Here is a 14,744-nt window from a genome sequence, read left to right on the forward strand (position 1 = left end):
GCTACTGACTGAAGTTTCAATGTTGCTAAAGGGAGTAGGAAGTGAATTCCACATACGTTATACGTGATTGCTTATGTAATAGGGTATGCCGGATACCAGGTGCTCTGTCTAACTGAGGAAGAGAAAGCAGAAGCGTTCTATGCAGACTGTCCTTATATTTCTGGTGAGCTATACAAACATATTGGTAAAGTTGCGGAGCATAATGACGAGCTAGGTGAGTTGAAATGGAAGTATTCAGATATTTCAAATGATGATCTAGTGTCATTTTGTAATACAAGATGTGTTCTGCACCTCTATTATCTAAATGGAATTAATTATGTCCGAGGCGAATTCGATGACTTAGATAAAGAAAAAGATTGGCTGAGACCTTTTATAAAATCTATGCTCATCTGGGATGAAGACCAAGTAAGAGCCAAAATTGGCTTGCCAAGCTTATTGCCGGATAGTCTCGACGCTCTCAAGCACAGTACTTTCATGAACATGGTTACAAATGGGCATAGAAACCCATTTTATGAGTGGGAAAAAAGCTGGGTAGATGACGATGAAATCGCATAACAAGGCGCTGCTGTCGGACAAATTTTCCGCTGCGCTCCAAACCAGCCGCAAATGCGGGCGTTATAAGCCCCACTAGTATATTGTTCCATCAAGAAGGTAGTTAAAATGGTTCTAGATATTCCATGTAAAGATGATTTTTTCAACATGGGTGATTCGTTGTTGAATTCCGCGTGGGATAATTTGATTGCTTTGCTAAAAGATTACAGTGATTACACATCTGTAGGCTGTGAGAATGAGTTTGAAGAAGCCTTCTTTTTACATGCCAAACCTAAGTTAATGTCGTCATTTACGCTAGTATAACAAGCTGTCGAGTTTTACATCAAAGGAAAAATTGCAGAAGTTTCACCTTATATATTGATTTCGAATGATTCTCGAAATTGGCCTAGAAACGCCGATAAATCTGATATTATTTTTTCAGAGTTTCGTACAATAGACGCTCAAGATTTAGTGAAAATACATAATACATATTCAGAGAGCAGGCTAGATGAACCATTCAAAGTATGGTTTAACGAAATGCGAAATATACGTAATAAAATCATGCATTCAGTTAGCTCAAAAGATTTTATTGAGCCTGCTCACTTAGCTGAGGCTATTTTAACTGCTCATGCCCACTTTTTTGGCTCGAATCAATGGATAAGGTCTCGTTTTATCTATCACCTTAACTCCCCGAGTAACCGAATCGACTTTATGACGGAGCATGAAAAGGAAGGTTATAGGTACTTCGAGATTCATGAGGAAATATCAATAGCAGTAAAAGCTTTGAAGCCAAGCCTAGTCAAAAAGCTATTTGGCTTTAACAAAAAATCCAAAGCAATGGAGTGCAATTTTTGTGAGGAACACTTTGAAAATATTGAAGGCTATGATCACGGGCGTTGGAGAACTCACTTAATCGACACTCTGGTGCAATCCGAATTAAGCAATACTTCATATACCTGCTTCATTTGCGAAAACACTCTGAATGTTCTGGATGCACAGTGTGTTGAGTGTAGGAATACAAAAATAAATATTAAGGGTGGTCATTGTGTTTGGTGTAAAAATGACTACTGGGAATAGGCTTATAACAAGTCGCTCAATCCTTGGACGCAGAAAGCTGCGCCGTTTAGCTTAACGTTGTTTTATTAGAGATAAAGTTGGATTTATGAACTATTTTGAGTCTCCTTTTTTGGGTGTTTCGTTGCTTGAACAAGTGACGAACCCAAATATTATCGTTGGTAAACATAGCTACTATTCGGGCTATTATCATGGTCATAGCTTCGACGATTGTGCACGTTATCTGAGTCCTGATAGAAATGACGTAGATAAACTGATAATCGGCAGCTATTGCTCTATAGGTTCAGGTGCCGTATTTATGATGGCTGGCAACCAAGGTCATCGAAATGACTGGATTAGTACGTTTCCGTTTTTCTACCAGAACAATGAAAACTTTGCGGGCGCCGAAGACGGCTTCCAGCGTTCGGGCGACACCATTATTGGAAATGATGTTTGGATTGGCTCTGAAGCCATGATTATGCCTGGTGTGAGAATTGGGGACGGTGCAATTATTGCGAGCTGTGCTGTAGTAACTAAAGATGTAGCGCCATATGAAGTAGTGGGTTCTAATCCGGCGAAGCATATTAAGTTTCGGTTTTCAGAATCCGAAATTTCTATGCTGTTAGAAATGGAATGGTGGACCTGGCCTGAGCTAAAGCTGAAAGATTGTATGAAATACCTTTGTTCATCGGACATTGAAGGTCTATATGGGTATTGGAAAAAAGAAGTCCGCGGATAACAAAGGCCAGTCACGGCGACGCCTAGTAAATTGCGGCTTCGCCTCCATTTCGTAACCGCGCATGCTGGCAGCGTCAGTTTTCCAAATTACCCATAAAAAACAGCCCCTTTCTATAGTCAGCGCTGGCCTTAACATGGAGGTAGATCGCGACAATGCAGACAACAAAGATAAACAAGGCGCAGACAAGCTGGCACAGTATCTCCGCCGAGTCGTCGCTTGAAGCGCTAAACAGCTCCACCTCTGGTTTGAATTCGTCTGAGGCGGCGGCGCGCCTTGCGCAATATGGCGCCAATCGTTTACCGGAGGCGGCCAGGCGCAATGTGCTGATACGCTTTGTGCTGCATTTTCATAATATTCTCATCTATGTACTGCTCGGCTCGGCACTGATTACGGCGGCGCTGGGTCACTGGATCGATACCAGTGTCATTCTGGCCGTGGTGGTTGCCAATGGCATCATCGGCTTTGTTCAGGAGGGCAAGGCGGAAAAGGCAATGGATGCCATTCGCCAGATGCTTGCGCCGCGTGCCCATGTTATTCGTGGCGGCGAGCGTATCAGCATTGATGGCGAGCAACTGATGCCCGGCGATATTGTGCTGCTGGAAGCCGGTGACAAGGTGCCTGCCGATTTGCGCCTGATTACCGCGCACGGCATCTCGGTGCAGGAAGCCATTTTAACCGGCGAGTCGGTCCCCGTCGAAAAACAGACTAAGCCGGTGGCAGCAAACGCCCCGCTGGGCGATCGTTCCTGCCTGTGTTTTTCCGGCACCCTGGTCGTTTCCGGTCAGGGCAGGGGCGTGGTGGTGGCCACGGGCACTAATACCGAAATCGGTCGCATCAGCAGCCTGCTGTCTGAAGTGGAAACACTGACTACACCGCTGGTCAGGCAAATGGGGATCTTTGCCCGCTGGTTGACGGTACTTATTCTGCTGATTGCGGCGCTGTTGTTAACTTATGGCTATTTTGTCGGCCATCACGATTTTGCCGACATGTTCATGTCGGTGGTTGGCCTGTCGGTTGCCGCCATTCCCGAAGGGCTACCCGCCGTGCTCACCATTACCCTTGCGGTGGGCGTACAGGCAATGGCCAGGCGGCACGCCATAGTGCGACGGCTGCCGGCCATTGAAACCCTGGGCTCGGTATCGGTGATCTGTTCCGATAAAACCGGCACCCTGACCCGCAACGAGATGATGGTGGCGTCGGTACTGACCCGGCAGAACCTGTTCACCCTGGGCGGCGAGGGCTATGCGCCCAATGGCGACTTGATGCTGGAAGGCGCGAAGATTCCGCCCTCGGAATATGCGGTGCTGGACGAGCTTGCCCGTGCCGCCACGCTGTGCAATGACGCGGCGTTACATCAAAAAAACGGTGTATGGCATGCAGAAGGTGACCCCATGGAAGGGGCCTTGCTGTCCTTTGCCGCAAAAATGGACGTCGATGCCCGCAGAGAGAGTGCGACTTGGGCGCGCACCGATGCCATACCTTTCGATGCCCGGCACCGTTTTATGGCGACCTTGAATCACGATCATGACAACCATGCCTTTGTTTTTGTAAAGGGGGCGCCGGAGCGGATGTTCGGCATGTGCCACAACCAGCGTGGAGCGGATGGCGAGCAGGAACCGCTGAATAGCGGCTACTGGGAGCAACAAGCCGAAACCATAGCAGCACAGGGGCAGCGTGTGCTGGCCTTTGCCGTTAAAGCGGTGCCGCCGGCACACACTGTGCTGGAAAATGCGGATCTGGAAGGTAGCCTCACTCTGCTGGGCATGGTGGGGATGATGGATCCGCCACGGCCAGAAGCCATTGCCGCAGTGGCGGAATGCCATCACGCCGGTATTCGGGTAAAGATGATTACCGGCGATCATGCCCAAACAGCGGCGGCCATTGGCAGAGAGATCGGACTGCAAAATTCCGGCAAGGTGCTGACCGGCGCCGATTTGGACGGCATGGACGATCGTGAATTGAAAGAGCAGGTGCTTGACTGCGACATCTTTGCCCGCACCAGTCCGGAGCATAAGCTACGCCTGGTCTCTGCCTTGCAGGCACACAACATGACGGTGGCGATGACCGGCGATGGGGTCAACGATGCCCCGGCACTGAAACGGGCCGACGCAGGCATCGCCATGGGGCTGAAAGGATCCGAGGCGGCGAAGGAAGCGGCAGAGCTGGTGCTGGCGGATGATAATTTCGCCTCCATCGCGGCCGCCATACGAGAAGGTCGTACCGTGTACGACAATCTGAAAAAAGTCATCAGCTGGACCCTGCCCACCAATGCCGGTGAAGCCATGACCATAATGGTGGCGCTGTTCTTCGGCATGACGTTGCCTGTTACCCCGGTTCAAATTTTGTGGGTCAACCTCATCACCGCGGTAACGCTGGGCATAGCGCTGGCATTTGAACCAACGGAAGAGCACACGATGCGCCGGCCTCCCCGGCAGCGAGACGAGCCGCTGTTAAGCGGCGAGCTGATATGGCATATCGTTTTTGTGTCTCTGCTTTTCCTGAGCGGCGTTTACGGCATTTTCAACTACGCCATCGAGCGCGGATATTCGGTGGATCTGGCGCGCACCCTGGCCGTGAACACCCTGGTGGCGATGGAGATTTTTCATCTATTCTTTATTCGCAACATCTACGGTACCTCATTGACCTGGCAGGCGGTACGCGGCACAAAAGTGGTATGGATAGTGGTGCTGGTGGTGGTGGCGGCGCAGTTTGCCATTACCTATCTGCCGCCGCTGCAGACAGTGTTTGCCACCGAAGCCATACCGTTTCTCGATGGGGTCTTGATCCTGGCCATTGGCGCTGCCTTATTTGCGCTTATCGAGACCGAGAAGCAGATTCGTCTTGCGTTTCGTCGCGGGCGTAAGGGCTAACTAACACGGCAGCGATAGCCTGCTCATCATTTGAATCAGAGCGGCGGCTTCGGCTGTTAATTGAACCGATATTTAATTGGCGGGGCTGCATGGAGTTGATTTTATGGTTACTTTATATCGGCGTGATTGGTGTTCCATTATTTATCCCTGACCCTTCTGTTTTATTTTTTGTTTCTGATGCTGTAATAAAATAGATTTTTATTGGGGAGCCAGTTACCTTTTTTAAATGAATCAACGAAGTGAATATATACAGCTATTCGGTTTATTTCTGCACTTCTTGAGCGGCAGGCGAGAATTGTATATAATAACGCCCCTTTTATTGCTTGCAGATCACAAACATGACCGACACTAACGCGCAACCCGCACTGCCAGACCGCCTCTCGGGTAATCCTCGCAGCCCACACCATGTGGCAGAGTGCTTTGAGCATAACATTGGCATTCGCCTGAACGGCAAAGAGCGTACCGATGTTGAAGAGTATTGCATCAGTGAAGGTTGGGTTAAAATCCCGTCGCCCAAAGCACTGGATCGTCGCGGCCAGCCGATGCTGATTACGTTAAAAGGCACGGTTGAAGCCTTTTACTGCTGAGTATTTTTATACTGTTCGGCATTATCAATAAACAGGGCCTGAAGCAATTCAGGCCCTGTTTTTTTCGTGCAATAAAAATTATTACCACGTTAAATAATAAAGGCTCTTTTCAATTCGCAGCGTGCTATAGCATCTAATTACCCGGGGCAAGCAAGTCGTGATCGAATCGGTTGTCGGCTTTTTATCTGAACAAAGTTGTGATGCAATAACGCGTAACCATAAAACGTAATTCGCCCAAGTGGCGATGCTGATCAGGAATCTCTCAATGAAAAAACGTATCACGGCATTACTGGCACTGTTGCTGGCGGGGTGTTCAACAGGCGGTGAGCCCACGGTCGGCGGCGATGCCGAAGCAACGGCAGAAGTGATGACCGTTACGGTGGGGCCGCAACGGGTCGACTGTGTTGGGGTTGGCCCCATGCAGTGCCTGGTGGTGGATGGTGGCTTGTTCTATGACCGTATTCAGGGCTTCGAGTTTGAACCGGGCTACCAACAGACGCTACGGATTGAGCGCCGCCAGCGCTTTACGCCGGCCACGGCACCGGCGGATGCCAGCTTGTATCAATACCGCCTGTTGCAGGTGCTGGACAAGCAAAAAGCCCGGCCTTGAGCGCATGGCCAGCCACAAGGCTGGCCGGCACCGTGACCTGTTTGTGATGGCGCAGTAGCAGGGCAGTGATGATGCTGCTGGCAGCCGCCGGAGCAGCGCCGAGTTATTGCGGTACGTCCAGGGTGTAGCCCATGCCTCTGATCGTTTGAATGAGCTTTAGCTCAAAACCGTCGTCTATTTTGGCGCGCAGCCGGCGAATGGCCACGTCAATCACGTTGGTATCGCTGTCGAAGTTCATGTCCCACACCAGAGAAGCGATTAACGAGCGCGGCAATACTTCGCCCTGCCGGCGCACCAGCAGCTCCAGCAGGGTAAATTCCTTGGTGGTGAGGTGTATATGCTCACCGGCGCGAATGGCACTGCGGCGCGCCATATTCAACACCAAATCGGCCACTTCCAGCTGGTTGCTCTGGGGCTGGGGCGTGCCCCGGCGCAGCAGGGTGCGCACTCGGGCCAGCAGTTCGGAAAAGGCGAACGGCTTGACCAGATAATCGTCGGCCCCCAGCTCCAGCCCTCTTACCCTGTCTTCCACGCTGTCTTTGGCGGTTAAAAACAGCAACGGCATTTGCCGGCCCTTGTTGCGCAGCGCCTCTACAATTTTCCAGCCGTCCAGATCCGGCAGCATCACGTCGAGAATAATCAAATCGTAAGGCTCGCTCACCGCCAGATGAAAACCGTCCAGGCCACTGCGCGTGAGATCCACCACAAATCCCGCCTCGCTCAGCCCTTTTTGCAGGTAATCTCCGGTTTTTTGCTCATCTTCAATGATCAAAATCTTCATGGCGCACTCTCTTTGCACTGTCTGTTAGGAGCATGATGACGGCCCCGGGCAGGTGATCCAACCCTTATCGTTACCGCATGATACACAGTGCCCGTGGCGGGGCGCCAAGATGACAATTTTGTAATGTTGGCGTCATGCTGCAGACAGGGTCATCTTTCTATTCTCTGTCCAGTAATTGGCAACGTGCGTAAGCGATTCATCATTGCGCGATTAAACACATCAGGAAACACACATGAAAAAAACACTGTCCGTTTTAATGCTGTCTCTGCTGCCGGGCCTGGCGCTGGCCGCCGGTGAACATGGTGCACACGGTGGCCATGAGGGTCACGACATGGCCGGCATGCAGCAGAACATGCACGGCGTGGGCCGCCCCGGCACCGCAGCCAAGGTGAGCCGTACCGTAGAGGTGGTGATGAGCGACGACATGCGTTTTTCACCGGCTCAAATCGAGGTAAAGGCGGGGGAAACCGTGCGCCTTTTCGTTAAAAACAAGGGCAAGCTGGCGCACGAACTGGTGATTGGCAACCTGGCATCCTTACAGGAGCATGCCGAAATGATGCGCCAAATGCCCGACATGCAGCACGCCGAGTCCAACATGATCAGCCTGCAGCCGGGCCAGGTGGGTGGCTTGATCTGGACCTTCGATCAGGCCGGCTCCGTTGATTTTGCCTGCCTGATCCCCGGCCATATGGAAGCGGGCATGAAAGGCAGCATCAGGGTAGAGTAACCCCCGCGGCATGAGCGCAGGCACATGCCCGCCGTGAGTGACCAGCACAAGAGGATAAACCGTAGCGTGAACAACACATCAAGGGCAAAAAGCCGATGGCCGTGGGCCATTGCGGTGGCGATACTGGCACCGCTTGCCATGGTGGCCAGCCATTTTTTATTGAACGACTCGTCCGCTAAAAGCGAGCAACTGCGCCTGGGCAAGCTGGCGTATCAAGACAACTGTGCCAGCTGCCACGGTGCCGACCTTAACGGTACGCGCCAGGGGCCGCCGTTTATTCACAAGGTGTATGAGCCGTCACATCATGGTGACGAGGCGTTTTACCGGGCGGCCGCCAACGGGGTGCGCGCCCACCACTGGCGCTTTGGTGACATGCCGCCGGTAGACGGCATCAGCCGCAACGAGGTGAGCGACATCATTGCCTATATTCGCGAGCAGCAGCGGCAACAGGGCATTCACTAGGCCGCCGCTGCCCTGTGTTGTCGTTATGACGTTACGGTTATTTCGTGATGGTTAGGTTGTTACAGCACCCGGGCCGGTGGGAAACCAGGCGGTAAAGCAGGTTTCCCGTTCATCGGATTGCACCGACAGGCTGCCGCCGTGGGCGCTGATAATCGCCTTGGCGATGGCCAGGCCCAGCCCGGTGCCCTCGGTGACCGGCTGGCGCGCACTGTCGGCCCGGTAAAAACGGTCGAACAGCCGGGGCCATTGTTCCGGCGGAATGGCCGGACCCGGGTTGGCCACCTGAACCGTGGTGCCCTCAGCGTTGCTGCCGATGCTAATACGCACCTCGCCCTGGGCCGGCGTATAGCGAATGGCGTTGGTCAGAAGATTGCTGAATGCCCGCTGCAGCATCGACTTGTCGCCCAGCAGGCGGCCGTTACCCCGGCGTTGCAACCGCACCTGTTGTTCACTGGCCAGCGGCTCAAAAAACTCCAGCAGTTCATCCAGCTCATCGGCCAGGGCCAGCGGCTGGGGCTGCATGCCCAACTGACCCTGCTCCGACTTGGCCAGAAACAGCATTTCACCAATCATCCTCGCCAACCGCTCGGCGGTTTCCAGGTTGGCATAGAGCACTTCTTTGTATTCTTCGGCATGGCGCGGGTGCGCCAGTGCCACCTGGGTTTGCATCATCAGGCTGTTAACCGGGGTGCGTAGCTCGTGGGCAATGTCGGAAGAAAAGGCCGTTAATCGCTGAAACGAGTCTTCCAGCCGGTCCAGCATGTCATTAAACGCATTAATGGGGCCATGCAGCTCGGCGGGCGCACCAGCTACCGGCAGCCGGTGATCCAGCCGGTTGGCGGTAACCCGCGCCGACAGGCGAGCCAGGCTGTGCAGCGGCGTCAGCCCCATGCGTGAGGCAAACCATCCCAGCAGCACCGACACCAGCGCAATACCCCCGGTCAGCCAGGCCAGCCCGATCTTAATGTCGTCGATAAAGTGCTGGTGATAGCTGGTGTCCAGCGCCACCCGTATTAGCACCGAGTCGGGCAGGCCGGTCGACGCCGAGACAGAGGGCAACCCATTCAGCACAAATTGCTCGGTCATGCTGCGATAACGAATACCGTTTTCGATCCAGCTTTCTGCCAACGGCAATGCCTCGGGCGCGGGCAGAGGTCGACTCAGTCCCGTCTGTGATGGCGTTTGCGAATGCGGCCCCACCGTCACCAGTGTCTTGCCGTTCAAATCCGTCATTTGCAGATAATAACCACCGTGGCCCGAAAGCGCATCGCTCAGGCGCGCCTGCAGCACCGACCAGTCTCGGTTGTTGCTCTGCACATGGGCCGAGAGAAAGTTTTCGGCCAGTATGATGCGGCCCCGAATGTCGGTTTGATCCTGGCGTGCAAAGTGATGATCCAGCGCCTGTATAAGCACCAGGCTCACCACACTCCAGATGGCCAGCATGCTGATGCTGAAAACCAGGCTCAGGCGGGTGGTTAAAGAGAGATGACTGCCCATGATGTTGTTGTTTATCCTGTCAAACTCAACCGGCACCCAAGGTACCATTTTATACCGATACCCGAGCCATAAAGCCGGGCCTGTGTCTTCACGTCAACGTCAACAAAGTGAAGAGGTAGTACTCGCCAAGGCCGCAGAGAGCCATTATCATAGAGGCCAAATTCATCTACAGAAGTCATCATCCATGTCAATCCCTCCGTGCCCCAAGTGCAATTCCGAATACGCATATCAGGATCAAAATAACCTGGTCTGCCCCGAGTGTGCCCATGAATGGAACCCGTCCGAAGTCGTTACCGACGAAGACATTCTGACCGCAAAAGATGCGAATGGAACCTTGCTGGAAGCGGGTGACAAGGTCACCGTAGCCAAAGATCTTAAGGTGAAAGGCAGTTCTCTGGTGATTAAAATCGGTACCAAGGCGCTGATCAGACGCATAGTGGAAGGCAAGGATCACGAACTCGACTGCAAGGTAGACGGCGCCGGTGAAATGATGGTCACCGCGAAGTTTGTGAAAAAAGCCTGAGCGATTCCGGTTGATTAAAAATCAAACCGGCGCATAAACGGCGTTATGCATAATAAAGGAAGTGAGCATGGAATTTAGCATATGGTTGCTTTACATCAGTGTGATCAGCATCCTGATATTCAGCCCGGGCCCTTCTGCTTTATTATGTATATCTGATGGTTTGAAATTTGGTAATAAAAAGGCAATGGCCACCATTCTCGGTGGTGCCATTGCCGCCCTGATGCTGATGACCATTTCAGCCGTGGGGCTGGGCGCTGTGTTGGTGGCGTCGGAAAATCTGTTTTTTGCCATCAAGATTGCAGGTGCCTGCTATCTGATTTATCTGGGTTACAGCGCCTGGAAAGAAGGCAGCATCAACATAGCAAGCAAGGAGTCTGATGAAATTAAATCGGCAAGCCGCTCTTGTTATGCGCTGTTTCGCAAAGGCTTTATGGTCGGCATCAGCAACCCGAAAGACTTGTTGTTTTTTATCGCCTTGTTCCCTGGCTTCATGAATGCACAATTGCCCCAGCTTGAACAATATATGGTGCTGGCATGCACCTGGTTTGTTATCGACTGTAGCTCCATGTTCATGTATGCCGCGCTGGGTTCGAAGGTAAGCCCCTGGCTTTCCAAAGCCGAAAACATGAAACGGGTTAACCGTGGGGTAGGCGGTCTCTTTATGGTGTTAGGCGGTGCGCTGGCTGTCTCTACCGGCATGGATGAAAAAGCATAACCAGGGGGCGGCGATGACACTTGAGCTTGTGCAAACTCCCTTCTCTCAGTTATTACACAGCAAACATTGCATGTAACCGGCAGTGAATCACTCTCCCTCCTTTACCCACTCACCAGGTTTTCAGTCACAACAATGTCAACTCACATCGCATTTAACAGCCTCACGTCCGAGCTGATTGCCGCCCGTAAAAACAGTCATGAAATTTGCCGTACCTTTACCAAAAGCCCGAGCAGAGGGAATTTAAAACGTTTGAAAACCCTTTTCGGCCATTGCGGTGAACAAGTGATGATTGAACCGCCATTTCATTGTGATTACGGCAATCACATCACCATTGGTGAACGCACCTTTATTAATATCAACTGCACCCTGCTCGACTCCCCTGTAAAAGCGGGTGCCATTGTCATTGGCCGCGACTGTTTGATTGGCCCCAACGTACAGTTATTGGCGGTGTCGCATGCGGTTAACCCAACTGCGCGGTTGGAAAAAGGCAACTTTTGTGCCTCGGTGACCATTGGCGATAACGTATGGATTGGCGCCGGGGCAATAGTGCTGGCCGGTGTTTCAATTGGGAATAACAGCGTGGTTGGTGCGGGCAGTGTAGTAACCAAGAATGTGGCAGCCAATAGCGTGGTGGCAGGCAATCCGGCCGTGAAAATAAGGGATATTTAAACGGTTCAGGGGCTGTATCCCTCGATGTGCGCGTGCAGTTGCAGCGCCAGTTGCTCGGTGGCTTCGGTGGCGGCTTTGCTGCTGCGATGCAGGGCGATTTCAATGCTGGGCAGCGCCGGCAGGCCGTCGTCGGTGCCCAGTACGCGCATGTCGGGCCCCAGCATGGACGGGGTCAGCACGGTAATGGCCAGTCCGGCGCGCACGGCGGCCGACAGGCCGGACAGGCTGGCACTGGTGTAGGCGATGCGCCAGTCAATGGCAGCGGCGTCCAGGCTGGCCAGGGTATGCTCTCTGAAGATACAGACTCCCTGTTTGGACACCGCCAACGGCAGGGGCGAGCGCCGGTGCGTGTCGTAACCGGCGGCGCCCACCCACACCATGGGCTCGCGGCGCAGCACCTTGCCGCCCGGGCTGCGGGGCTGGCGGGTGGTAATGGCCAGATCCAGCGCCCCGGTTTTTACCTGTTGAATCAAATCCACACTCAGGCCGCAGTGTACTACCAGCTCTACGTCGGGAAAGCGGGCCGCAAAGTCGGAAAGCGCCCCGGGCAGATAGCTCAGGTAATCTTCGGGAATGCCGAGGCGCACCACGCCGGCCAGACGCTGATCCCGCACATCCTGCCAGGCCTGGGCATTCTGGCGCAGCATCTGGCGGGCGTGGCTCAGCAGGCGTTCACCCGCGGCCGTGGGCACGGCCAGTTGCTGCTTGCGTTGCAGCAGGGATCGTTCCAGCACATTTTCCAGCCGCTTGATGTGCGCGCTTACCGTGGATTGCGCCAGGTGCAGGTGGTTGGCGGCGGCGGTAAAGCCGCCTTTGTCGACCACGGCAACAAAGCTTGTCAGCAGCACGAGGTCAAGAGGGCGACAGGGATCAGACATAGGTATCACGATTCATGATGGGTGTATCGAAACTCTTCGTTTCCATGATGGTGGCTCATTATTCAGAATGCGCGTCTTCAAGACAAGTCTGGCGTAATTTTCTTATCCCGACTCTGAATTCATTCAGCTGACAGGTACATCATGAACGAAGCGTATTACCGACTTGAGGCAGCAGCGCCCAGCGCGGCTGCCGAGAGTATCCCTTCGCCCGATGGGCATTCCAACCTTATCGATACCGATTATGTCATTGGCCAGGACAACATCACCTCCGGCTTTTTCGGACTGAAAATCGACCTGCACAGCACGGTGTTTACCTGGTCCTCGCTGGTCATTCTGGCCTTTGTGGCCGTTACCCTGGCCATGCCCGAGGCGATGGAACCCTTTTTTGGTGGCATTCGCAGCTATCTCACCAGCAATCTGAGCTGGGCATTTATGCTGTCGACCAATCTGTTTGTGATACTGGCCGTTGGGCTGATTTTTTCACCGTTGGGGCGGGTTCGTCTGGGCGGTACCCACGCCAAACCGGACTTCAGTTACCCGGGCTGGTTTGCCATGCTGTTTGCCGCCGGCATGGGCGTAGGGCTGATGTTCTACTGCGTGTCTGAGCCGCTCACCTATTTTGGCGACCTTCGCGCCGGGACTACCGGCCCGCTGGGCGAGCAGCTGGCCTCGGATGGCGCCGCCCAGTCGCTAAGCCTGGCCACCTCGATTTTTCACTGGGGCATGCACCCCTGGGCTACCTACGCCATTATTGCGCTGGCACTGGCGTTGTTTTCGTTCAATAAAGGGTTGCCGCTGACCATTCGCTCGGTGTTTTATCCGGTGCTGGGCGAGCGGGTGTGGGGCTGGCCCGGGCACGTAATTGATGTGTTGGCGGTGTTTGCCACCCTGTTCGGCCTGGCTACCTCGCTGGGCCTGGGAGCATCGCAGGCGGCTGCCGGGCTGCATTCCCTGTTTGGCGTGCCCAACGACACCAGCACCATGGTGCTGCTGGTGCTGGGTATTACCGCCATCACTCTGGTGTCTGTGGTGGCCGGGGTAGACAAGGGCGTACGCCGCATGTCGCAGCTCAACATGGCGCTGGCCATTCTGTTGATGCTGTTTGTGATGGTGGTGGGGCCCACGCTGCTGATTGCCACCGGTGCTGTCAGCAACCTGGTGTCTTACCTGACCGAGCTGCCGTCGCTGGCCAATCCCTTTGGCCGCACCGATGAAGACTTTATTCACGGCTGGACCGCCTTTTACTGGGCCTGGTGGGTAAGCTGGTCGCCGTTTGTGGGCATGTTTATTGCGCGGGTATCCCGCGGGCGTACCGTGCGTGAATTCCTGATTGCCGTGTTGCTGGTGCCCACCATGGTGTCGGTGATCTGGATGACCACCTTTGGTGACACCGCCTTGTGGCAGCTGGGGCAGGGCTATGAAGGCGCGAAGAACGCGGCGCTGGAGCTGCAGTTGTTTGCCATGCTGGAGCAACTGCCGCTGTCGTCCATTACCTCTTTGGTGGGCATTGTGCTGGTGATGGTGTTTTTTATCACCTCGTCGGACTCCGGATCCCTGGTGATCGACTCCATTACCTCGGGGGGCAAGGTGACCTCTCCGCGCATTCAGCGTATTTTCTGGGTCGCGATCGAGGCGGCGATTGCCATCGCACTGCTGCTGGGCGGCGGGTTAACGGCGCTGCAGGCCGCGGTACTGATCACCGGTGTGCCCTTTATGGTGGTGGTGCTGATCTCCGGTTACTCGGTGGTGCAGGGGCTGCGTACCGAACCTCGTATCTGATTTCATGTTGTAAAAGGGGGAGGCGATGCTTCCCCCTTCTTTTCACCCTGTACCCTTGTGCTGGCGTTATACCAAACAGCTTAAATAACTGATCTATTCGGTTACTCTGTAAAGGTCGGACAAAGGGCCCGCTCCTCCGACTCGCCGTGAATCCCTCCCTGGAGGCTCAGCCGCGCCATCCATGGCGCGGATGGTCGGCGGAGCAGATCCCTTTATCCTCCCTGATGCCAGGGAGTGGCTTGTTGGTATCGTCTACAGGCAACTCGGTGCTCGAGAAGAGGCAACAGAGATCGACTGCCACGACCGTGAAATGCCATGACCGG

General features: G+C 53.9%; 15 protein-coding genes. 12 read left to right on the forward strand and 3 right to left on the reverse strand.

What is annotated here, in order from left to right; all coding sequences use genetic code 11:
- The first annotated feature begins 63 nt into the window (after positions 1–63).
- From Q0753_RS06305 to Q0753_RS06330, 6 genes are all read left to right on the forward strand, one after another.
- Positions 64–555 (forward strand): hypothetical protein, encoded by a 492-nt coding sequence (locus Q0753_RS06305; RefSeq protein WP_298718633.1) that lies wholly within the window; start codon positions 64–66, stop codon positions 553–555.
- Between the two features lie 513 nt (positions 556–1,068).
- The gene (locus tag Q0753_RS06310; RefSeq protein WP_298718635.1) at positions 1,069–1,608 is read left to right on the forward strand and encodes a hypothetical protein; all 540 of its coding nucleotides are present in this window, start codon (positions 1,069–1,071) and stop codon (positions 1,606–1,608) included.
- A gap of 85 nt (positions 1,609–1,693) precedes the next feature.
- Positions 1,694–2,323: a type B chloramphenicol O-acetyltransferase gene (gene catB, locus Q0753_RS06315; RefSeq protein WP_298718637.1), complete on the forward strand. Its 630-nt coding sequence runs from the start codon at positions 1,694–1,696 to the stop codon at positions 2,321–2,323.
- 152 nt (positions 2,324–2,475) lie between these two features.
- A complete protein-coding gene (locus tag Q0753_RS06320) occupies positions 2,476–5,193 on the forward strand; it encodes a cation-transporting P-type ATPase (protein ID WP_298718638.1) in 2,718 nt (905 codons plus the stop codon).
- A 338-nt stretch (positions 5,194–5,531) separates the two neighbouring features.
- Positions 5,532–5,780, forward strand: coding sequence for a DUF3297 family protein (locus Q0753_RS06325; RefSeq protein WP_298718640.1), 249 nt, complete (start codon positions 5,532–5,534; stop codon positions 5,778–5,780).
- Positions 5,781–6,045: 265 nt separating this feature from the next.
- Complete coding sequence (locus Q0753_RS06330) at positions 6,046–6,390, forward strand: DUF4377 domain-containing protein (protein WP_298718642.1); 345 nt, start codon at positions 6,046–6,048, stop codon at positions 6,388–6,390.
- A 103-nt stretch (positions 6,391–6,493) separates the two neighbouring features.
- Here Q0753_RS06330 and Q0753_RS06335 read toward each other — a convergent pair whose 3' ends face one another.
- Positions 6,494–7,171 carry a heavy metal response regulator transcription factor gene (locus tag Q0753_RS06335; RefSeq protein ID WP_298718644.1) on the reverse strand — a complete coding sequence of 226 codons (678 nt, stop codon included), beginning with the start codon at positions 7,169–7,171 and terminating at the stop codon, positions 6,494–6,496.
- Between the two features lie 232 nt (positions 7,172–7,403).
- Between Q0753_RS06335 and Q0753_RS06340 the strand changes: the two genes are divergently transcribed.
- Together Q0753_RS06340 and Q0753_RS06345 are read left to right on the forward strand one after the other, a co-directional pair.
- Positions 7,404–7,898 (forward strand): cupredoxin family protein, encoded by a 495-nt coding sequence (locus Q0753_RS06340; protein ID WP_298718646.1) that lies wholly within the window; start codon positions 7,404–7,406, stop codon positions 7,896–7,898.
- A 66-nt stretch (positions 7,899–7,964) separates the two neighbouring features.
- The gene (locus tag Q0753_RS06345) at positions 7,965–8,360 is read left to right on the forward strand and encodes a cytochrome c (protein ID WP_298718648.1); all 396 of its coding nucleotides are present in this window, start codon (positions 7,965–7,967) and stop codon (positions 8,358–8,360) included.
- A gap of 51 nt (positions 8,361–8,411) precedes the next feature.
- Here Q0753_RS06345 and Q0753_RS06350 read toward each other — a convergent pair whose 3' ends face one another.
- Positions 8,412–9,857, reverse strand: a complete 1,446-nt coding sequence (locus Q0753_RS06350; RefSeq protein ID WP_298718650.1) for a heavy metal sensor histidine kinase — start codon at positions 9,855–9,857, stop codon at positions 8,412–8,414.
- A 184-nt stretch (positions 9,858–10,041) separates the two neighbouring features.
- On the opposite strand from Q0753_RS06350, the gene Q0753_RS06355 reads away from it, so the two are divergent.
- From Q0753_RS06355 to Q0753_RS06365, 3 genes are all read left to right on the forward strand, one after another.
- Positions 10,042–10,380 carry a zinc ribbon domain-containing protein YjdM gene (locus tag Q0753_RS06355; RefSeq protein ID WP_298718652.1) on the forward strand — a complete coding sequence of 113 codons (339 nt, stop codon included), beginning with the start codon at positions 10,042–10,044 and terminating at the stop codon, positions 10,378–10,380.
- Between the two features lie 67 nt (positions 10,381–10,447).
- Positions 10,448–11,095, forward strand: coding sequence for a LysE family transporter (locus tag Q0753_RS06360; protein ID WP_298718854.1), 648 nt, complete (start codon positions 10,448–10,450; stop codon positions 11,093–11,095).
- Between the two features lie 132 nt (positions 11,096–11,227).
- Positions 11,228–11,764, forward strand: a complete 537-nt coding sequence (locus Q0753_RS06365) for a sugar O-acetyltransferase (protein WP_298718654.1) — start codon at positions 11,228–11,230, stop codon at positions 11,762–11,764.
- A 5-nt stretch (positions 11,765–11,769) separates the two neighbouring features.
- Here Q0753_RS06365 and Q0753_RS06370 read toward each other — a convergent pair whose 3' ends face one another.
- Complete coding sequence (locus tag Q0753_RS06370) at positions 11,770–12,612, reverse strand: LysR substrate-binding domain-containing protein (protein ID WP_298718656.1); 843 nt, start codon at positions 12,610–12,612, stop codon at positions 11,770–11,772.
- Between the two features lie 171 nt (positions 12,613–12,783).
- Here Q0753_RS06370 and Q0753_RS06375 point away from each other — a divergent pair, with 171 nt between their 5' ends.
- A complete protein-coding gene (locus Q0753_RS06375; RefSeq protein WP_298718658.1) occupies positions 12,784–14,421 on the forward strand; it encodes a BCCT family transporter in 1,638 nt (545 codons plus the stop codon).
- Positions 14,422–14,744 lie beyond the last annotated feature (323 nt).

The organism is uncultured Oceanisphaera sp., from assembly GCF_947495715.1.
Classification (GTDB): domain Bacteria; phylum Pseudomonadota; class Gammaproteobacteria; order Enterobacterales; family Aeromonadaceae; genus Oceanimonas; species Oceanimonas sediminis.